We start from the raw sequence: 19,121 nt of genomic DNA on the forward strand, positions 1-19,121 counted from the left end.
TGCCCCTTTGAGATTGCCCCTATGAAACCCAAGAACGCGCTTTTCGTTGCGGAGCAGGTGTGCCTCATTGGCCATATTGCGGCGATGGCCTTTGGCTTAGCGGGGTTGCTCCTCGTCGTGCCTCATCCTGAGTTTATTCTGGCATTGCCCGTGTGGGGTCAGCAACTTTTTCAATGGAGTATGGAGAGTGGGGGCGTAGTTTATATTGTCCTAGGTGCGCTGGCGATCGCCCTTCATACCTACCGCAACTTTGGCCTTGCCAAACTCCTTAGCTTTTTACTGCCAGCCGTAGGCATTTCCCTCACCAGTGAACTGTTGGGGACGAGTACCGGCTTTCCCTTTGGCCATTACGGTTACCTCAGTGGCTTGGGCTACAAAATTGCTGGGTTGGTGCCCTTCACAATTCCCCTGTCCTGGTTTTATATGGGGCTCGTCACGTTTCTTTTGGCCTATAGTGGCTTCATTAGTCGTCCCCTGCGGGAAGGCAAAGGCGCGGGGTTGGGGGCAGCTTTGATCACGGTAGGATTGGGAGCGCTCTTTTTAACGGCCTGGGATTTTGTCCTTGATCCGGCCATGAGTCAAACCACCATTCCTTTTTGGCAATTTCAGGAGGTTGGCGAGTTCTTTGGTATGCCCTACCGCAATATTCTGGGCTGGACGGGCACAGGAGCCGTATTTATGGGACTGGCGATGATCACGTGGTGGCCAAAGCCAATGGTCGTCAACCGTGGGCAACTGATTACCCCCTTGGTGGTGTATCTGGTAAATTTCGCCTTTGGAGCAATAATTACGCTCACATCCTTGGATCAGCGCTTTTGGATTCCGGCAACGTTGGGATTTGTGTTGGGGGTCGTGCCGGTCACGGCCCTGTGGTGGTTTGCTGAAGCCCCCCTAGAGAAAGTTCAGGGGGTCAACATCAATACTGAGGCGGGTTGAGCGGGGACATTCCGCCTTGAGATGGATCAGGGCTTGGCTGAGTCCACAAGTTTGCAGTGATTGGCCCTTGAGTAAAATTTGCCAGCGGTAGCGGCCAGCAATTTTGGCGATCGCGGCGGGGGCAGGGCCAAGGACTTCCCAGTCTCCCTGAGAAACCGCATCTAACCTCTGGAGGTGCTGGGCGATCGCCTGTGCCGTTGCGGCCACGTCCTCAGGATCGGGACTACTCAAGCGCAGCAGGACCAGTTGGGCATAGGGGGGATAGCCCAAGGGGGCGCGGCTACTTAGCTCCCGGGTAGCAAAGCTGTCCCAGTCATAGGCTTTGACTGCTGTAATCACTGGATGATCCGGCACATAGGTTTGGAGAATGACCTGACCGGGATGGGCCCCTCGGCCCGATCGCCCCGCCACTTGGGTGAGAATTTGAAACGTGCGTTCTGCCGCCTGATAATCGGGCAAGTGCAGGAGACTATCGGCAGCCAAAATTCCCACGAGGGCAACCTGGGGCAGATCAATTCCCTTAGTCAGCATTTGCGTCCCCACCATCACATCGGCTTCGCCGGCTGCAAATTGCGTCAATAACTGGCGATGGGCACCCTTGCGTTGGGTGGTATCACTGTCAAAGCGCAGGACTCGCAACTGGGGAAAGAGGCGATTCAGTTCCCTCACTACCCGCTGCGTTCCGCCACCGAAGGGCTTGAGATAGGGGGAGCCACAACTAGGACAGCGCTGCGGCACCCTCTGAGTGTAGTTGCAGTAATGACAGCGCAGCACTTCCATCTCTTCGCCAAAGAGGTGCCCAGTAAGAGACACACTGCAATGGGGACAGTAGATCACTGTGCCACAACTGCGACAGGAGACAAACGTGCTGTGACCCCGCCGCGGCACAAAGAGAATCGCCTGCTGTCCCTGCAGATTCTCCAGCGCTTCTTGCAGCGGACGACTGAGCATCGAACGGTTGCCCCGGTGCAATTCTTGGCGCATATCCACGATCGTGATGGGGGGTAAGGGGGCGGCATGAATGCGCTGCGGTAGGGAAAGGAGGTGAATCTGTCCCTCCTGGGCAGCCTGCCAAGTGCTGAGGGCAGGGGTGGCGGTTCCCAAAATCAGGGGACACTGTTGCTGGCGCGATCGCCATTGGGCAACGGTGCGGGCATGGTAGCAGGGCTGAGGTTGATCCTGTTTGTAGCCGCTGTCGTGCTCTTCATCGAGAATGATCAAACCCAAGCCCACTAAAGGCAGTAGTACCGCCGAGCGCGTGCCAATGATCACTCGCGGCTCCGGCATCAAAGTCAATCGCCAAGTATCGTAGCGCTCTCCCTCACTGAGACCGCTGTGATAAACCAACAGGCGTTCACCAAAGCGGGCTCGCACTCGATCCGTGAGTTGGGGTGTTAAGCCAATCTCGGGCACCAGCAACAGGGCCGATCGCCCCCGCCCTAGACACTGAGCAATGACTTGTAGATAAACTTCCGTTTTGCCCGAGCCCGTGACGCCGTGTAGGAGAAAGGTTTGGGCGCAGTCTAGGTGTTTTGAAATGACGTGCAGGGCAGTGGCTTGGGCCGGCGTCAGCGTTTTTGGCCGATCGGGTGTCACCGCTATCCCCTGTTCAGTGCGGCAGTGCTGCTGCTGCACAATGGCAATGTATCCCTTGGCAGCGAGGCGGTGGAGGGTTTGGGGGGTCGTGCCCGTGGCCTTGAGCACCTCCTGGAGCCAGCAATCGCGACCCTGTTGCTGCAAGTAGCGGAGGATTTGGCGCTGCCGCTGTGTTAAGGTCTTCCCTTCACTATTGAGGAGTACCACCGCCTGTTGCCGTTTTGGCTGCTGACTGGCGGCGGCCGCTAAGTAGGTTTCCACTAAGCCAAGGCGTTCCAGTTCTTTGAGGGCCCGCTGAACCTTGGGCAGCTGTTGCTGGAGGTAGCGCACACTGTAGTCCCCACTGCCTTTGGTCTGGAGAAAGCGCAGTAGATGTTGCCCTTGTTCCGAAAGGGGGGGAATTCCCTGGGGTGGCCGCAGGCGTACCCGCCGTTGCGATCGCCCCAAAACCCCCGGCGGCAACGCAGTGCGTACCACTTGGATCAAAGGCGTGCAGTAGTAGGTGGCAATCTGCTCTAACAGGGCCCAATAGTCCTTGGGAAAAAGCTGCTGGTCAACCACCTCAAGGAGCGATCGCAACCCCTGGGGATCGACCGATGGCGGCAATACCGCCAACACCTCTAGGACAATCCCCCGCACCACCTGAGAGCCAAAGGGCACTTCCACCACGTCCCCTCCCTGCACCCGCCAACCCCTAGGAATTTGGTAGGTATAGGCTGCGGTTGCCCCCGGACAGTCCACAAGCACACTGGCGAAGGCAGGGCCTTCATCGTATTCTGCGCTGGAGACCTCCGCCTTCAGGCAGGGGAGGAAGGCGCGGCCGCCGTTGAGTTGTTGCATGTTACAAACTCCTTTAGTAAAACCCAAAGGATGAAGTTGCGTTGACTGTGACCTTAACGCGGCCATCAACATTTTGGCGGCCGGGCAGGCCGTGACCGCACGTGGAGATGGTGCTAGACCTGTTCAAGCTTCGGCTTGTTCGGGCGACTGTCGGTGAAGCGTGAACCATCCTGATGCCTCTGGTGTCAGGAATCCGCCGCCTTGAGGCGAGGGAAGATGTCAAGGCGACTATATCACCTCCTCGGGTCGTGGTTGATCCCGAGGGGCATCGTCTCAACTGTCGCTGCTTGGAGAAGCTGCCGCAGGCCTGGTAGGCGCCCCAGGTCTTGCTGGCCAGTGGTGCGCCGCTTTGCCAAGGGGACAGTCCTAGGAACAAGTATCACAGCCGCCGGCTTTGCCCCGATCAGGGATCGTCGGGGTTGCCTTGGCTAAGGTGTTGGAGCGCCTTTGCTTGATGGGAGTAAGCCGCCAATTGATTCGTCCGCACTGAGAATTCGGTTGTTTGTTGAAGAGGACATGGGAAAATAGGAAAAACTGCTCCTCACCTCAAATTCTCCATGACCGGTCTTTACGAAGCAGAAACGATCGCGATCGCCCGGCAACTGTGGGCGGCCAGCCAAGAGTCCCGCAACTTTTTTAGCCAACTGCGGGAGCAAATGCGCATTGAAGATAAGCTCCTCGGCTGGGCCATGGAACATCCGGGTCTACGGGTACAACTCTTTCGCCTCATTGACTGTCTGCCCAGTCTGCGCAGTCAAACCGAGGTGGCACGCCACCTGCAGGAGTACCTCAGTGATCCCAGTGTGGAGTTGCCGCCCGGGCTGAAAAAACTCTTGAACTTTGCCCAGCCGGATTCCCTGCCGGCCCAAGCAGCGGCAACCACCTTCACAACAGCAGTGCAAGCCCTGGCCCACAAGTACATTGCCGGTGAAACCACCGAGCAGGTGCTAAAAACCATTGGCCGTCTGCGCAAGCAGGGCATGCTGGTGACGATGGATATTCTTGGGGAAGCGGTGATTACGGAGGCAGAGGCACAGCAGTATTGCGATCGCTACCTTGACTTGATGGAGCACCTCAGTCCCTTGGGCCAACGGGAGGGCGTGAATCCAGTCCAGGTCTCCGTAAAGCTGACGGCCTTTTACTCCCAGTTTGATCCTTTGGATGTTTCTGGCTGCCGTGCCAAGGTGGGAGAGCCGATTCGCCGGCTGTTGCATCGTGCCCAAGAATTGGGGGTGGCAGTGCACTTTGATATGGAGCAGTATGCCTACAAAGACATTACCTTGGCGATCCTCAAGGATATTTTGCTAGAGCCAGAGTTTCGCGATCGCGCCGATATTGGGCTAACACTGCAGGCCTATTTGCGGGATAGCTACCAAGATGCCCAAGACCTCATTACTTGGGTACAACAGCGGGGCACCCCCATCACTGTGCGGGTGGTCAAGGGCGCCTACTGGGATCAGGAACTCATTAAGGCAGTGCAACATCATTGGCCGTTGCCCGTCTATCAACACAAACAGAACACGGATGCCAACTTTGAGCGCATCATTGAACTGCTCCTGAGTCACCATACGGTGTTGCGCACAGCGATCGCGAGCCATAATGTGCGTTCCCAAGCGCGGGCGATCGCAATTGCTCAACGGCAGCACATTCCGCCCACGGCCATGGAATGCCAAGTTCTCTACGGCATGGCCGATAAACTGGCCAAGGCATTGGTGGAGGCAGGGCAAACGGTGCGGGTCTATTGTCCCTATGGCGATCTCATTCCGGGGATGGCCTACCTGATTCGGCGACTCCTGGAAAATACCGCCAATAGTTCCTTTTTACGCCAACAGTTGGGGGCTGTGGCCATCGAGGAATTACTGGCCCCACCGGAACCAACGGCGGACTTTGAAGCCGTGAACGTTCATCTGACCACGGGCAAGACTTCAACCTTTGTCAATGCTGCCAATAGTGACTATGCCCGAGCCAGCCAGCGGGAAGCCATTCAAGCGGCCTTAATCCATGTCCATCGCCAACTGGGGCAAACCTATACTCCCATCATCAATGGCGATCGCGTCAATCCCCGCGAATACAGTGAGTCCCTGAACCCTTCGCAGCCGGAGGAAATCGTCGGTCGGGTTGGCTTGGCCACCATTGAGGATGCCGAGCATGCGATCCGGGCTGCCAAAGCCGCTCAAGCCCAATGGCAACAGACCTCCGTGGCTGAACGGGCAACCCTGCTCCGGCGGGCAGCAGACCTCCTAGAGGCACAGCGCCATGAACTGGTGGCTTGGATGTGCTACGAAGTGGGCAAGGTGGTGGCAGAAGGGGATGCCGAAGTCTCCGAAGCCGTTGATTTTTGCCGCTACTACGCCGATGAAATGGAGCGCCTCAGCAGCGGCTATGACCGCAACTTTCCCGGTGAAACCAACCATTACCACTACCAAGGGCGGGGCCTTGCGGTTGTGATTTCTCCTTGGAACTTTCCCTTGGCGATTCCCACCGGTATGACCGCGGCCGCCCTAGTGACAGGTAACTGCACGATTCTCAAACCTGCGGATCCCGCCGCCGTCGTTGCTGCCAAACTAGCGGAGATCCTGATGGCCGCCGGTTTTCCGCCGGGGGTGTTTCAGTTTCTCCCCGGACGTGGCTCCGTGATTGGCCCCTATTTAACCCAACATCCCGATGTACATCTCATCGCCTTTACTGGCTCCCAAGAGGTGGGTTGCCGCATTATTGCTGAGGCAGCAGTGTTACAGCGGGGACAAAGCCACATCAAGCGGGTGATTGCCGAGATGGGGGGCAAAAACGCCATCATCATTGACGAAAGTGCCGACTTAGATCAGGCAGTGGCGGGGGTTGTGCAGTCCGCCTTTGGCTACAGCGGCCAAAAATGCTCCGCCTGTTCGCGGGTGATTGTCCTTGAGTCCATCTACAAACCCTTTGTGGAGCGCTTAGTGGCGGCCACCCAGTCCCTGAATATTGGGCCAGCCCACTTGCCCAGTACCCGTGTCGGACCGGTGGTGACAGCCGCTGCCCGCGATCGCATTCAGGAATACATTGCCAAAGGACAGCAAGAGGCGGAACTCCTCTTGAGCGTACCGGTACCGGAGATGGGCTATTTTGTCTCGCCCACGATCTTTACCAACGTGCCCCCCACGGCCACGATCGCCCAAGAGGAAATTTTTGGCCCGGTGCTGGCCGTCCTACGGGCAGAAACCTTCACCCAAGCCCTTGCAATTGCCAATGCCACCGCCTATGCCCTGACAGGGGGGCTGTATTCGCGGACGCCCTCCCATATTCAGCAGGCCAAAGCCCAATTTGCTGTAGGGAACCTGTACATCAATCGGGGGATTACAGGGGCGATCGTGGATCGGCAGCCCTTTGGCGGCTTTAAGCTGTCGGGGATTGGCTCCAAAGCCGGTGGACGCGATTACCTGCTGCAATTCCTTGAACCGCGGGTCATTACCGAGAATGTCCAACGTCAAGGGTTTGCCCCCATTGCCGGAGTCGATGATTGATGCCAAAAGGGACTCAGCTATTGGCCGCCCTTCAGGAGCGCATCAGGGCAGCGGGCGCCATTTCCTTCTGTGAGTTTATGGCCTTGGCGCTCTATGCACCCCAGTGGGGCTATTACAATCGTCCCCAACTGCAAATTGGTCGGCGCGGCGACTTTATCACCTCCAGCAGTCTCACGAGGGATTTTGCGGAACTGCTCACTGAGGCTTTTGTGCAGATGTGGCATGCCTTGGAGCGACCGCAGCGATTTACTCTCCTAGAGATGGGTGCCGGTGAAGGCCAATTTGCTGAGGGGGTCTTGGGCTATAGCCAAGCCACCTATCCCGATTTCTTTGCCGCCCTTGAGTACCAAATTCAAGAGCCATCCCCCAGTTTACGGGAACGGCAACGGCAACGCTTGGCACCGTGGGGCGATCGCCTGCGCTGGCGAGACTTGGACACCGCCTGTGAACCCATTGTTGGCTGCATCTTTAGCAATGAGCTGGTAGATGCCTTTCCCGTCCATCGGCTGCAATGGCAGGGGGATAATTGGCAGGAAATTTATGTCAGCCTCAATGCCCAGGGAGCGTTTCAGGAGGTCTTGGGTCCCCTCAGCGACGATCGCATTCACGAGTACTTTGCCACCGTTGGCATTGATCCGCAGCAGCAGGGCTACAGCGACGGCTACCGTACTGAGGTTAATTTGAACCTGATCCCATGGCTCAAGGATCTAAGTGAGCACCTAAAGCGGGGCTTTGTTCTTACCATTGACTATGGTTATCCCGCCCAGCAATACTATCATCCCGCCCGCTGTGAGGGCACGTTGCAGTGCTACTACCAACACCGCTGCCACAACAATCCTTACTGCTTTGTTGGCGAGCAGGACATTACGGCCCATGTGGATGTGACGGCTTTGACATGCTATGGTGAGCAATTTGGTCTTGCAACCCTCTATGTCACCCGCCAGAGTTTATTTCTCATGGCTTTGGGCCTAGGCGATCGCCTAGTGGCACAACAACAGAGTAATGGCAATCTCCTGCAAGCCCTCAACCGCCATCAAGCCCTCCACCAACTCATTGATCCCCTTGGCCTCGGGGGCTTTTACGTCGTTCTCCAAGGGAAGCAAGCCCGCCTCAATCTACCGCAACTCGAGGAAGCGGTTCAGGGATTCGCTCAATGACTCAGAGCCACATCCCGCTGGGGAACTGGCAAAACCGACCGGTAGTACTGCTCTAGTTGCTGCGTGGCTGCCGCCCAGCTCCAGCGTTCCGCTTCTTGGCGAGCATTTTGGCGTAGGGTCTCGCGATCGTCCGGAGAGTCAAAGAGGCGCTGACAAGCGGTAATGGCTCCTGTAGGGTCTGCTGGATCAAACAAAAACCCATTCACCCCATCAGTGACAATATCGGGAATTCCCCCACTATTGGCAGCCACCACAGGACAGCCCGCTGCCATTGCTTCTAAGAGAACCAAGCCAAGGGTTTCCGTGCGCGAGGGAAAGATAAAGACATCGGCAGAGGCAAAGGCCCCTGCTAAGCGTTCACCTCGCAGGTAGCCGACAAAATGGGTGGGTGTCCCAGCAAAGTGTTTTTCCAGGGCCTCGCGATGGGGGCCATTGCCCACTAGAGCCAGCCGTGCCTGGGGAATCTGCTCCAGAATTGGCTTAATTTGCTCAATTTCCTTTTCAGCAGAGAGACGACCGACGTAGAGCAGCAAGGGGGCTTCTGGGTGCCCTTGGCTGAGAAAATGGCGCATTTCTTGACTTTGGCGTTGCGGATGAAACAATTCCACATCCACCCCCCGCTGCCAGAGATCCAGATGGCGGATCCCATGGGCTTTAAGCTCTGCCACCATGGCCGTTGAAGTACAGAGGTTGAGTTGGGCGCAGTTATGACCCCAGCGCAAGAGGAACCAGAGAAGCTCCTCCAGAAAACCCAAGCCATAGTACTTCAGATATTGGGGCAAGTGGGTGTGGTAAGAGGCTACCAAGGGCAATTGGAATTTCTGCGCATAGTACAGACCGGCCAAGCCCAAGACAGCTGGGTTGGCCACATGGATCAGATCGGGTTCAAAGGCCGCTAGGGCTTTGCCAATGGCGGGTCGCGGCAGGGCTAATTTGAGTTCAGGATACAATGGGAGGGGAAAACCGGAGACACCATAGATGCGCGCGCCTTCGTAATGGTCTAACCCACCGTCGGGAGCCACCACGAGCACCTGATGGCCATTCCGTTGCAGATGTCGGACAGTTTGACATAAACGGGTAACGATGCCATCAATTTTGGGCAGAAATGTCTCGGTAAATAGTGCGATCCGCATTTCGCTAACCTGAATGGGAGGGGGATTTTTCCCATTCTCAAATCAGGGGGGTCTTGATGCAACCCATCGGGGCGAAAAAATTCCTTGAATTCAGGAGGGCTAAACTGTGGCAAAAGCAGAGCTATTGATGGCGATCGCTGGCCTGAATCGAGGCATTTTAGCCACACCGCGCGATCGCAAACAGGTGGCTGCCCTTGCCGCGTCCCTTGAAGGCATGAATCCCACTTTGGAGCCCCTGAATGCCCCTGAAAAACTAGCTGGGGATTGGCGACTGATCTACACTAGCAGTCAGGCGCTTCTTGCCTTAGATCGCTCTCCCCTCGTGAAGCTGGGGCAAATTTATCAGTGCATTCGTCCGCAGCAGCAGCGCATCTACAATATTGCTGAACTCTATGGGTTGCCCTTCCTGGAGGGGATTATCAGTGTGTTGGCGCGGTTCGAACCCCTGACCCAACAGCGGGTACAGGTGTACTTTGAACGCTCCATTGTTGGCCTGCGCCAGTGGCTGAATTACTACTCCCCCTCCCAATTCATTCCCCAACTCGACAGCCGTCAGCCGCTGCTGGCCCTAGATGTGTCCCTCAACAGCAATGATCAACAGGGCTGGCTTGACATTACCTACCTCGATGAAGATTTGCGCATTAGCCGCGGCAATGAAGGCAGCCTCTTTGTCTTGACCCGGGTTTAGTCCCGATTCCCTGTACCCTTAGACTAAGGAAGATTGGCACCATTCTCCCATCCCCTGCAATGGAAACACAGCCTCCCAAGCAACTTAGTTTTCCATGGAATCCAACTATCTCTGAGCCTCTGACGGAAAGCTCACTGGTGACTGATGCAGAGGGCGAAAATAGCCAACAGCGCATCCAGCATTTAGAGCAAGCCATTGACCAGTGTCAACACTACATTGATGAACTAAAGCAACAACTGCGCAATCAAGCGTTTCTCGAGGATCTACTGGCCCGTACCGAGGAAACGGCTCAGATTCAACAACAGGCGATCGTTGCCCTTCAAGAACAATTGCGCCGCCAAGCCACCTGTGCCCAGGAACTGGCGGAAATGAGCCACCATCGCCAATCCTTGGAAACCATTCTTCAGCAATCGCAAACGGAAATTGAGCACCTCCATCAGGAGGTGGAGCGGCTACTCAAGGCTCAAGATGCCCTTGAAGCTCAATTGGTGGATAGCCATCGTCTCCTGCGGCAACGGGAACAGGACTGCCAACTCCTGGAATCGCAACTGCGCCAAGTCCAAGAGGAAAAAGCGCTGCTGCAAACTCGCCTTGAACAAGCCCGCTCAGAGTTGAGCGATCGCCAAGCCCAAGTGGATGATCTGAACCGTCGCCTCACCCAAGCCAACCATTTGATTGAAACCCAAGCACGGGTCATTCGGGCGCTGCAACAGGCTCAAGGATCAGAGGCCAGCAAAAACAGTGTTATTCAGGGACTGAGTAAAACCCTACTCAAAACCCAAACCAAGCTACAGGAATTGGAACGGGACTATCAGCAGCAGCGCCTGCAATATATGACCACCCAGCACTACAACCAAGAACTGGAAGCCCGCACTCGCCAACAGCAGGAACGCCTACAAGATCTAGAAGCCCAAATTGCTGAACTTCAAGAGCAAATTCTCCATCAAGCGCAGCAGGCCCGGGAGCAGGAAACCGCTGTTCAACACTGGAAGGATCGCTACACTGAAGCCGAGCGATCGCTAGCGCAGTTACAACGAGTCATTGCGCAAATGGCCACGGGCGGCCCCATTTCCCTCAGTGAAGTTTCTTCTTAGGGAGGATGTCTTCACAAATCTAAATTTTCTAAATTTCGTATAATAAGCCATAGTCATTACGAGTTTGTTTATGGTCAAATTTATTGGTTGGGCAGGAAGTTTGCGGGATAGCTCCTACTCCCAAAGGGCATTAGATGTTGCCATTGCCAAAGCAGCCACCCGAGGCGTTAGCGTTGAACGTCTTGATCTACGGCAGATGAGGCTTCCCTTTTGTACGGGTGCTGAGAGCTACCCCGACTACCCCGATGTGGCCACCTTTCAAGCCAAGGTCAAGGAAGCCGATGGCATTTTGCTGGTGACACCGGAGTACCATGGCAGTGTGAGCGGTGTGCTAAAGAACTCCTTGGATCTCCTGAGCTTTGAACATCTCAGCGGCAAAGTAGTCGCCATGATGAGTGTCCTCGGTGGCCAAACCAACAGCAACGCCCTCAACGATCTACGGGTGATTCTGCGCTGGGTGCATGCTTGGGTGATTCCGGAACAGGTGGCCATTGGTCAGGCTTGGCAAGCCTTCACACCCGAGGGGCAATTGAGCGATCCCAAGCTGGCTGAGCGAGTGGACAAACTGGTTGCCAGTTGGATTCAAACCACCCGTCAACTCCGAGAAGCAAGTGCCTAGTTCAATCCCTCTTGCAGCCACTGCGCCACCTGCTTGGCATGGTAGGTGAGAATGACATCAGCACCTGCGCGCTTAAAGCCCAGTAGGGTTTCTAGCACCACTTTTTTCTCATCGATCCAGCCATTGCGGGCGGCGGCTTTCACCATTGCGTATTCGCCAGAAACATTGTAGGCGGCCACGGGAACATTGCTCACCTGCTTTAGCTGCGCAATGACATCCATGTAGGCAAGGGCAGGTTTCACCATAACCATATCTGCCCCCTCCTCAATGTCGAAGCTCACTTCCCGCACTGCTTCGCGGACATTGGCCGGATCCATTTGGTAGGTCTTTTTATCGCCAAACTTGGGGGCTGAATCTAAGGCATCACGGAAAGGACCATAGTAGGCGGAAGCGTATTTTGCAGAGTAGGCAAGAATCCCCACATGGGTATAGCCTGCGGCATCGAGACCTGCCCGAATGGCACCGACACGGCCATCCATCATATCCGACGGGGCAACAAAATCAGCCCCCGCCGCCGCTTGACTCACTGCCTGTTTGACCAGCACCTCCACAGTTTCGTCATTGAGAATTTCGCCATCTTTGACAATGCCATCGTGGCCTTCGCTGCTGTAGGGATCAAGGGCCACATCCGTAAAGATGAGCAAATCAGGCAAGACTTCCTTAATTGCTCGTACCGATCGCTGGACCAGCCCCTCGGGATTGTAGCTTTCGGTGCCAGCATTGTCCTTGAGATGCTCAGGCACAAGGGGAAATAGGGCGATCGCCCCAATTCCCAAGGCATCGACCTCCTTCAGCTCTAAAATGAGGCGATCCAGGGTATAGCGATAGCAGTCGGGCATCGAGGGGACTTCCTGCGCCTGATCTTCCCCCTCCATAACAAAGACCGGATAGATCAAATCCGCCGTGGTTAGGGTATGCTCGCGCACCAGGCGACGAATTTGAGCCGTGCGGCGTAAACGGCGAGGCCGATGGGTTAGCTCCATAATTCAACAATCAAAATTCAACAATCAAAAACTCACTCATGTCCCAGTTCAAACGGCTGTGGATGAGCACGTAGAACCTTTGGATTATTTCCGCATTATCTCACCTTCAGGGATCAAGACGATGGGCAGTTCAGGATGCTGACGGACGTTGACAAAAACCTCAGTGCTCAAGCGAGCGGAAGATAGGGCAAAGCCAGATAGAAACTAGTGACAGTCTTGGCATCTTTTACTTGACCCCTATGAATCGCGGCGGCCAAGTCAGATGGAGAAAACTCGACAACTTCAATGTGCTCATCAGTATCCTGAGGTGGGGGTACCTCTAGTTTCTCCAGTTGGGTCGCCAAATAGGCATAGATCACTTCATCGGAATAGCCGGGGGCAATGTAAAACTCCCCCAGTTTTTGCCAATGGTGGGCGCGGTAACCTGTTTCCTCTTCAATTTCCCGCTCAATCGTGGCAAAAGGGTTTTCATGATCCTCAACGGTGCCTGCTGGAAACTCCAGTAGATACTCCTCAGTGGCAAAGCGATATTGTTTGACAAGGATCAGGTTTCCCTCCGGGTTGACAGGGACGGCAAGGGCTCCCCCGGGATGCCGCACAGTTCCCAAGATCGAGACAGACCCATGGGGCAGGCGGTATTGATTGACCTCGAAGGTAAACTTGCGGCTGCGACAAAAGCAGTGGCGCTCGAGGACTTCGGGGGGGATTTTAGTCATAGGGGTTAGACCAGCGTGCGATCGGTGAGGATTTCATAGCCAGTTTTGGTGACCAAGACGGTGTGCTCAAATTGGGCAGAGAGAGAATTATCCACTGTGACGGCCGTCCAGCGATCGCGCAAGATACGCACCTGTTTTGACCCCGCATTCACAATGGGTTCAATGGCCAAGGTCATTCCCGCCCGTAGCCGCACATTCTTCAGGTCATGGGTGCGAAAGTTAAATACCGAGGGCTCCTCGTGGAGATTACGACCCACACCATGGCCGGTAAAGTCCTCCACCACCACAAAGCCATTGGCTTCCACATAATCTTGAATGGCGCCGGCTAAATCCATCAGGTAATTCCCTTCCTTAACCTGCTCAATGCCCCGGTAAAGGGCTTCCTCAGCCACTTTCACCAGCTTGGCGGCTTCCTCGGAGATTTCCCCCACCGGAATCGTAATGCAAGAGTCGCCATGAAAGCCGTTGTAATAGGCACCGGTGTCAATTTTTACAATGTCGCCATTGCGAATCACCTTGCGAGGGCTAGGAATGCCGTGAACCACTTCATTGTTGATGCAGGCGCAAATGGATGCAGGAAAGCCCTGATAGCCCTTGAAGCTGGGGGTTGCCCCCATTTCCCGAATACGTTTCTCGGCATAGGCATCCAGATCTGCCGTTGTCATCCCTGGCTCAATGATCTGGGAGATTTCCTTGAGCACCGTCGCCACAATGCGCGACGCCTGCCGCATAATCTCAATTTCTCGCTTGGACTTAATTTCAATACCACGGCGGGGACGGGTTTGGACAGGGGTGGGGGAGGGAGTGAGCAAACTACCAAGGATATTCATGGGCGCGATGCAACCGCAAAAATCTTTCTTTTTCAGGATAACGCTGTTGCGCTGATCAGGGGAATGTAAATTTGATTTCTGTTTATTCTTGAGGGATGGGTGACCGAAAATGCTCTTGATAGAGCTGCTTAAATCGCTGCTGTTGCTGCCTGTGATCCACAATCGGCAAAGGATAACCACAGCGATGTCGCTCTAGGGGGGAAATATTGCCCGTGACCAAATCGATAGTGTCTAGCGATCGCACTTCTGGGAGCCAACGGCGAATATATTCTGCTTCCGGGTCAAATTTTTGCGCCTGACTGGCGGGGTTAAAAATCCGCAGGGGTTTTGGATCCATGCCACTGGAGGCACTCCACTGCCAACCCCCATTATTGGCTGCCAAGTCCCCATCAATGAGTTTCTGCATAAAGTAGCGCTCACCCCACTGGGGATTGATGATCAAATCCTTGGTGAGGAAACTGGCCACAATCATGCGGCAGCGGTTGTGCATCCAGCCTGTTTCATTGAGCTGTCGCATGGCAGCATCCACAATTGGGTAACCTGTGCGACCTTCACACCAAGCCGCAAAGTGGGCTTCGTTATTCAGCCAAGGAAAGGTGGCAAATCCTTCGCGATGGGGACGCTCCGCCAAGTGGGGAAACCAGTAGAGGGCGTGCTGATAAAACTCTCGCCAAGCCAATTCCTGCTGCCACGTGCGAATACTCCTTTGGGCCTCTTCACTGCGGGCGGCGGCCATAGCGGCTTGAGTGGCTGTCCAGACACGGCGAATACCAATGACACCGAACTTGAGGGCAGGGCTTAAGAGGGAAGTTCCGGGCTGGGCCGGATAGTTGCGCTGCTCCCCATAGTCTTGAATGTGCTGGTCAATAAATGTCTCCAGTTGTGCTTGGGCAGCGGCTTCACCGGGAGCAAGGATCAGGTCCCCCGACCAATGAAATCCCAAGTCCTTAGCGGTGGGGAGACAAATTGCCCCCAGGGTGCCCGCCGTTGCCTGTTCTATTTCGGTGAGAGGCTCGAGATGGCGGGGGGCGGAGACAGGCTCTGGTTTAGCTAGGCTTGACCAGTTGCGCCAAAAGGGGGAATAGACGGTGTAGGGCTGTCCCTGTTTTGTTTGTATAGCCTCTGGGGGATGCAGGAGTTGATCCCAAGCGGTTTCCACAGCAATACCTTTTTCTTTGAGGGCAGCCGCCACTGCGCGATCGCGCTCCCGTCCATAGGGTTCCACATCCTCATGCCAGTGCACCGCCACTGCCCCTAAACCCTTGGCCACTTGGGGCAGAATTTGACGCGGGTCACCCCGAAAAATCAAAAAGCTCCCCCCAAGTCGCCGATAGGCCTCCTGTAGAGCCTGTAGGCAACCAACCAGGTAGGCGACCCGCACTGCGGCAATATCTGAGGCACTGAGAATCGCAGGGTCAAAACAGAAAAGACCAACCACTTTGGGGGTACGGGTGTAGGCAGCCGCCAAGCCCAGGTTGTCATTGAGACGCAGATCGCGACGATGCCAGAACAGGCGTAGGCTCATGGTCAGTCAATCCCAAAAACAGGATTTAAAAATCCTAGAAAATTTAGAAGATAGCGCCGATGCAGGCGTTGGTTGCGGCCTTAAGCTCTGGAGGTTCATTGTCCGGGGTCATTTGCTGAAATTGCTCATAGGTCATTTTTTCTTGGAGGCGGTTAATGAGGCAAGTGCAGTAGCGATCGCCGCGATCGCTAAAACCGGCAGGGGCTTGCGCCGCAAATTTGGCCTGACACTCCTGCATAAAGACTGCGATCGCCTCTGGGGGATAAGTCGCCGCTGGCGTTTCTTGGGCAAGGAGCGGCAAACCCAGGGCGCCAAGCGCCTTGATGCCCACAAAAGCAACTAATAGTTTGGAAAGGGCCATGGCGGCAACTCCTGCAAGTCATCACTATGCCAATTCTGGCAAACCACTTCCTGTTGTCGCTGCTCCTTCAAAGTTTTGTTGAGTTGCGCATCAAGCCATAGACAAGAATGCCAGCTTTTCCTATACTTGTGTTCTATCGTTTTGCGTGTCCAGTCATCGGCAAAGGAGGCTCTCATTTCTGAACCACTTGCCCTCACCCAAAGCCTAAGGGGAACCCGTGAGATTCGCGATAACTATCAAGTTTTTCGCCTAACGGGTCTCATTGATGCATTTTCAGAGTCGGCCTTTCGCAAGGTGATTAGTAAGTGTTTTGACGATGGGCCTGCCAACGTCATCCTCGATCTTTCAAAAATTGAATTTATTGACAGCTCTGGCCTTGGCATCCTAGTCCAACTGGCCAAAAAAGCCCAGGAGCGTCAGGGGCAACTACAAATTGTCACCAATCCCCGTGTGACCCAAACCGTTAAACTGGTTCGCCTAGAAAATTTCCTGTCTCTTCAACCGGATCTGGCGACAGCGATCGCCAAAATCAGCGGCGAATCCCCCTCCCAATAAACCTGTGCTGGGCGTGGTAAAACCAAGGGGGGTGCCCGTATTCAACGATCATGCTTGACTTTGGTGAACTGTTACCCCTGCAACCACCCACAATTCCTGCCCACCAGCTCCCCCCAGCGGCTTTGGCCTACTTCGGCGACGCGGTTTATGAACTCTTTATTCGCCTACTTTTTCTGACTCCCCCCCAACGCATTAACGCCTACCACCGCCAAGTGGTGGCTCACGTGCGTGCCGAAAGCCAAGCCCGTTACATGGACTTTCTTTGGGAATATTGCACAGAAACTGAACGCTCCATTTTCCGCCAAGGTCGTAATGCCGCTGCCGATGGCCCCAAGCGAGTCGCCGCAAAAATTTACCGTCAAGCCACTGGCTTTGAAGCCCTACTGGGGTACCTTTACCTCACCAATCCCCAACGCCTACAGGAAATTTTTCAACTCCTTGCCGGGCACATCCGCAGTGAAGTCGAAAACAAGACACACGCAGCAGAATCGCCCAGTGAAATGTAACCACTGCATGATAGGATGCTTAGTGGCCAGTTTAAGGCATCCTCGGATGCTCCATATTCTGCTGTGACCGTTCCTGACCCCGTAGCTCCAACCGTTTCCCCCTCCTCAAAAAAGGGTGGATCAATGGAGGAGTTTTACCAACTCTGTCGTGAACTATTTACGACAACCCTCGTCCTCATGGCGATCGCCTTTGGAGCGGTGTGGCTAATTTATGGCCTTAACACAGCGTTGAATTACCTTTTGGGGGCAAGTGCCGGCCTAATCTATTTGCGGCTCTTAGCCCGTAGCGTGGAGCGCCTAGGAAGCGACCAGAAAAAGCTGGGAAAAGCGCAGCTCCTTGTCGTCGTGGTTGTGATTATTGTGGCAGTCCGCTGGCAAGAGCTACAGATTATTCCAGTCTTCTTGGGGTTCTTAACCTACAAAGCTGCCCTTCTGGTTCATTTGTTGCGGGGGATTTTGCCCTCTCCTTAACACTGGCCCACTGTAGTGCTTAAACAAGCGAGCGCGGAGGCATGATGCCTTTGATAGACCTTTGGACAGCTCTTCCCCTTGCCAAGCTGGAGGTGGGACATCACTTCTACTGGTACATTGGCAATTTAAGAGTTCACGGCCAAGTCTTCATTACCACTTGGTTTGTGATGGCTCTTCTCATCGCGGTGGCCTTTGTGGCCTCGCGGAACATTCAGCGGGTACCCAGTGGTATCCAAAACCTGATGGAATACGCACTGGAATTTATCCGTGACTTGACCAAGAGCCAAATGGGTGAGCACGAGTACCGAGCTTGGGTTCCCTTCGTGGGGACATTGTTCCTGTTCATTTTTGTTTGTAACTGGTCAGGGGCACTGGTACCGTGGAAACTCATTGAACTGCCAGAAGGGGAGCTAGCAGCACCCACCAATGACATCAATACCACCGTGGCCTTGGCGTTGCTGGTCTCCTTGGCCTATTTCTATGCCGGGCTCCGCAAGCGGGGGCTGAAGTATTTCACCAAGTACATTGAGCCAACGCCCGTCTTACTTCCCATCGCCATTTTGGAAGACTTCACAAAACCTCTTTCCCTAAGCTTCCGTCTTTTTGGCAACATCTTAGCGGACGAACTGGTGGTGAGTGTCTTGGTGTTGCTGGTACCGTTGTTTGTACCCTTGCCTGTGATGGTTTTGGGTCTGTTTACCAGTGCCATTCAGGCTCTTGTGTTTGCGACCCTCGCAGCTACCTACATTGGGGAGGCGATGGAGGGTCATGGGGGTGATCACGAAGCGGCCCATTCCTAAAAACTCCTAAAAGGGGTCCATCCCCTGCTATTGTGATCTCTGGAAATTTTGTTTTGTCCTACTACGTCTCGAGGAAATCAACTATGAATCCCTTAATTGCTTCTGCTTCCGTTTTGGCTGCTGCTTTGGCAATTGGTTTGGCATCACTGGGTCCTGGGCTTGCCCAAGGGAATGCCTCGGGTCAGGCTCTAGAAGGCATTGCACGCCAACCAGAAGCAGAAGGTAAAATTCGCGGTACCTTGCTGCTGAGTTTAGCCTTCATGGAGTCCCTGACCATCTACGGTCTGGTCATTGCGCTGGTGCTTCTGTTTGCCAACCCCTTTGCATCCTAATTAACCCCAGTGGGGGAGGCTTCGATGAGCTTTCCCCCGATCCCCCGTTCTGGAGAGGCTGATGTTTGATTTTGATGCCACCCTACCCCTGATGGCTGTGCAATTCTTAATCTTGACCGTTATTTTGAATGCGCTGCTGTACAAGCCCTTGGGTCAGGCGCTGGACAATCGGGATGAGTATATCCGAACCAACTTGCAGCAGGCCAAGGAGCGGTTGCAGCAGGCCACTGAACTGGCTCAGCAATATGAGCAGGAACTGGCCAGTACCCGTCGCCAAGCCCAAGCCCTGATTGAAGAGGCCAGAGTGGAGGCACAGAAAATTGCCACCGCCGAAATTGCCGAAGCACAGCAGGCTGTACAAGCAGAGTTACTCAAGATTCAAGCAGAGATTGATCAGCAAAAGCAGGCGACGCTGCAGGCGCTGGAGGGCCAAGTTGCCAGCTTGAGTGAGCAGTTATTAGCGAAGTTAATGGCCTAGG

Annotated in this window: 19 protein-coding genes; 12 read left to right on the forward strand and 7 right to left on the reverse strand. The window is 54.8% G+C overall.

Translation table 11 applies throughout. From position 1 onward, the window contains the following. Positions 1 to 21: 21 nt before the first annotated feature. Entirely contained in the window at positions 22 to 936 is a 915-nt protein-coding gene (gene cruF, locus TLL_RS02130) for a gamma-carotene 1'-hydroxylase CruF (RefSeq protein WP_011056269.1), read from the forward strand. Here the strand turns inward: cruF and priA are convergent. Beyond that, on the reverse strand, positions 892 to 3,372 hold the full coding sequence (priA, locus tag TLL_RS02135) for a primosomal protein N' (RefSeq protein ID WP_164920687.1): 2,481 nt from the start codon (positions 3,370 to 3,372) through the stop codon (positions 892 to 894). The genes cruF and priA overlap by 45 nt on opposite strands. Before the next feature lie 557 nt (positions 3,373 to 3,929). Between priA and pruA the strand changes: the two genes are divergently transcribed. Then, positions 3,930 to 6,872 (forward strand): L-glutamate gamma-semialdehyde dehydrogenase, encoded by a 2,943-nt coding sequence (gene pruA / locus TLL_RS02140; RefSeq protein ID WP_011056271.1) that lies wholly within the window; start codon positions 3,930 to 3,932, stop codon positions 6,870 to 6,872. Further along, positions 6,872 to 8,029: a class I SAM-dependent methyltransferase gene (locus TLL_RS02145; protein ID WP_011056272.1), complete on the forward strand. Its 1,158-nt coding sequence runs from the start codon at positions 6,872 to 6,874 to the stop codon at positions 8,027 to 8,029. The genes pruA and TLL_RS02145 overlap by 1 nt, the downstream gene beginning before the upstream one ends. Here TLL_RS02145 and TLL_RS02150 read toward each other — a convergent pair. Further along, a complete protein-coding gene (locus tag TLL_RS02150) occupies positions 8,023 to 9,162 on the reverse strand; it encodes a glycosyltransferase family 4 protein (RefSeq protein ID WP_011056273.1) in 1,140 nt (379 codons plus the stop codon). The genes TLL_RS02145 and TLL_RS02150 overlap by 7 nt on opposite strands. A 106-nt stretch (positions 9,163 to 9,268) precedes the next feature. On the opposite strand from TLL_RS02150, the gene TLL_RS02155 reads away from it, so the two are divergent. The 3 genes from TLL_RS02155 (at position 9,269) to TLL_RS02165 (ending at position 11,563) form a co-directional block, all read left to right on the forward strand. Beyond that, on the forward strand, positions 9,269 to 9,850 hold the full coding sequence (locus tag TLL_RS02155) for a PAP/fibrillin family protein (protein ID WP_011056274.1): 582 nt from the start codon (positions 9,269 to 9,271) through the stop codon (positions 9,848 to 9,850). A gap of 137 nt (positions 9,851 to 9,987) precedes the next feature. Next, positions 9,988 to 10,944 (forward strand): hypothetical protein, encoded by a 957-nt coding sequence (locus TLL_RS02160; RefSeq protein ID WP_164920688.1) that lies wholly within the window; start codon positions 9,988 to 9,990, stop codon positions 10,942 to 10,944. 70 nt (positions 10,945 to 11,014) lie between these two features. Beyond that, positions 11,015 to 11,563: an NADPH-dependent FMN reductase gene (locus TLL_RS02165; protein WP_011056276.1), complete on the forward strand. Its 549-nt coding sequence runs from the start codon at positions 11,015 to 11,017 to the stop codon at positions 11,561 to 11,563. Here TLL_RS02165 and hemB read toward each other — a convergent pair. The 5 genes from hemB to TLL_RS02190 form a co-directional block, all read right to left on the reverse strand. After that, on the reverse strand, positions 11,560 to 12,546 hold the full coding sequence (gene hemB / locus TLL_RS02170; RefSeq protein WP_011056277.1) for a porphobilinogen synthase: 987 nt from the start codon (positions 12,544 to 12,546) through the stop codon (positions 11,560 to 11,562). The genes TLL_RS02165 and hemB overlap by 4 nt on opposite strands. A gap of 167 nt (positions 12,547 to 12,713) precedes the next feature. Further along, entirely contained in the window at positions 12,714 to 13,262 is a 549-nt protein-coding gene (locus TLL_RS02175; RefSeq protein ID WP_011056278.1) for an NUDIX hydrolase, read from the reverse strand. A 5-nt stretch (positions 13,263 to 13,267) separates the two neighbouring features. Next, entirely contained in the window at positions 13,268 to 14,092 is an 825-nt protein-coding gene (gene map / locus TLL_RS02180; protein ID WP_011056279.1) for a type I methionyl aminopeptidase, read from the reverse strand. A gap of 82 nt (positions 14,093 to 14,174) precedes the next feature. After that, complete coding sequence (locus TLL_RS02185) at positions 14,175 to 15,617, reverse strand: deoxyribodipyrimidine photo-lyase, 8-HDF type (protein WP_011056280.1); 1,443 nt, start codon at positions 15,615 to 15,617, stop codon at positions 14,175 to 14,177. Between the two features lie 43 nt (positions 15,618 to 15,660). Then, entirely contained in the window at positions 15,661 to 15,978 is a 318-nt protein-coding gene (locus TLL_RS02190) for a hypothetical protein (RefSeq protein ID WP_011056281.1), read from the reverse strand. A gap of 141 nt (positions 15,979 to 16,119) precedes the next feature. Between TLL_RS02190 and TLL_RS02195 the strand changes: the two genes are divergently transcribed. The 6 genes from TLL_RS02195 (at position 16,120) to TLL_RS02220 (ending at position 19,120) form a co-directional block, all read left to right on the forward strand. Beyond that, positions 16,120 to 16,533 carry an STAS domain-containing protein gene (locus tag TLL_RS02195; protein ID WP_197524127.1) on the forward strand — a complete coding sequence of 138 codons (414 nt, stop codon included), beginning with the start codon at positions 16,120 to 16,122 and terminating at the stop codon, positions 16,531 to 16,533. 50 nt (positions 16,534 to 16,583) lie between these two features. Next, positions 16,584 to 17,039 carry a Mini-ribonuclease 3 gene (locus TLL_RS02200; protein WP_011056283.1) on the forward strand — a complete coding sequence of 152 codons (456 nt, stop codon included), beginning with the start codon at positions 16,584 to 16,586 and terminating at the stop codon, positions 17,037 to 17,039. A gap of 123 nt (positions 17,040 to 17,162) precedes the next feature. Beyond that, on the forward strand, positions 17,163 to 17,510 hold the full coding sequence (locus TLL_RS02205) for an ATP synthase subunit I (RefSeq protein ID WP_164920689.1): 348 nt from the start codon (positions 17,163 to 17,165) through the stop codon (positions 17,508 to 17,510). Positions 17,511 to 17,551: 41 nt separating this feature from the next. After that, on the forward strand, positions 17,552 to 18,310 hold the full coding sequence (gene atpB, locus TLL_RS02210; RefSeq protein WP_011056285.1) for a F0F1 ATP synthase subunit A: 759 nt from the start codon (positions 17,552 to 17,554) through the stop codon (positions 18,308 to 18,310). Between the two features lie 83 nt (positions 18,311 to 18,393). Next, entirely contained in the window at positions 18,394 to 18,642 is a 249-nt protein-coding gene (atpE, locus tag TLL_RS02215) for an ATP synthase F0 subunit C (RefSeq protein WP_024125083.1), read from the forward strand. A 61-nt stretch (positions 18,643 to 18,703) separates the two neighbouring features. Then, positions 18,704 to 19,120, forward strand: coding sequence for a F0F1 ATP synthase subunit B' (locus TLL_RS02220; RefSeq protein ID WP_011056287.1), 417 nt, complete (start codon positions 18,704 to 18,706; stop codon positions 19,118 to 19,120). The last annotated feature ends 1 nt before the right edge of the window (position 19,121 follow it).

The organism is Thermosynechococcus vestitus BP-1, from assembly GCF_000011345.1.
Lineage (GTDB): Bacteria > Cyanobacteriota > Cyanobacteriia > Thermosynechococcales > Thermosynechococcaceae > Thermosynechococcus > Thermosynechococcus vestitus.

Excerpts from the sequence above, each read along its gene's own strand:
- priA (WP_164920687.1), bottom strand. The coding sequence starts at position 3,372 with ATGCAACAACTCAACGGCGGCCGCGCCTTCCTCCCCTGCCTGAAGGCG.
- TLL_RS02220 (WP_011056287.1), top strand. The coding sequence starts at position 18,704 with ATGTTTGATTTTGATGCCACCCTACCCCTGATGGCTGTGCAATTCTTA.
- TLL_RS02205 (WP_164920689.1), top strand. The coding sequence starts at position 17,163 with ATGGAGGAGTTTTACCAACTCTGTCGTGAACTATTTACGACAACCCTC.
- TLL_RS02175 (WP_011056278.1), bottom strand. The coding sequence starts at position 13,262 with ATGACTAAAATCCCCCCCGAAGTCCTCGAGCGCCACTGCTTTTGTCGC.
- cruF (WP_011056269.1), top strand. The coding sequence starts at position 22 with ATGAAACCCAAGAACGCGCTTTTCGTTGCGGAGCAGGTGTGCCTCATT.
- TLL_RS02145 (WP_011056272.1), top strand. The coding sequence starts at position 6,872 with ATGCCAAAAGGGACTCAGCTATTGGCCGCCCTTCAGGAGCGCATCAGG.
- TLL_RS02200 (WP_011056283.1), top strand. The coding sequence starts at position 16,584 with ATGCTTGACTTTGGTGAACTGTTACCCCTGCAACCACCCACAATTCCT.
- atpE (WP_024125083.1), top strand. The coding sequence starts at position 18,394 with ATGAATCCCTTAATTGCTTCTGCTTCCGTTTTGGCTGCTGCTTTGGCA.
- map (WP_011056279.1), bottom strand. The coding sequence starts at position 14,092 with ATGAATATCCTTGGTAGTTTGCTCACTCCCTCCCCCACCCCTGTCCAA.
- atpB (WP_011056285.1), top strand. The coding sequence starts at position 17,552 with ATGATGCCTTTGATAGACCTTTGGACAGCTCTTCCCCTTGCCAAGCTG.
- pruA (WP_011056271.1), top strand. The coding sequence starts at position 3,930 with ATGACCGGTCTTTACGAAGCAGAAACGATCGCGATCGCCCGGCAACTG.
- TLL_RS02185 (WP_011056280.1), bottom strand. The coding sequence starts at position 15,617 with ATGAGCCTACGCCTGTTCTGGCATCGTCGCGATCTGCGTCTCAATGAC.
- TLL_RS02150 (WP_011056273.1), bottom strand. The coding sequence starts at position 9,162 with ATGCGGATCGCACTATTTACCGAGACATTTCTGCCCAAAATTGATGGC.
- TLL_RS02165 (WP_011056276.1), top strand. The coding sequence starts at position 11,015 with ATGGTCAAATTTATTGGTTGGGCAGGAAGTTTGCGGGATAGCTCCTAC.
- TLL_RS02190 (WP_011056281.1), bottom strand. The coding sequence starts at position 15,978 with ATGGCCCTTTCCAAACTATTAGTTGCTTTTGTGGGCATCAAGGCGCTT.
- hemB (WP_011056277.1), bottom strand. The coding sequence starts at position 12,546 with ATGGAGCTAACCCATCGGCCTCGCCGTTTACGCCGCACGGCTCAAATT.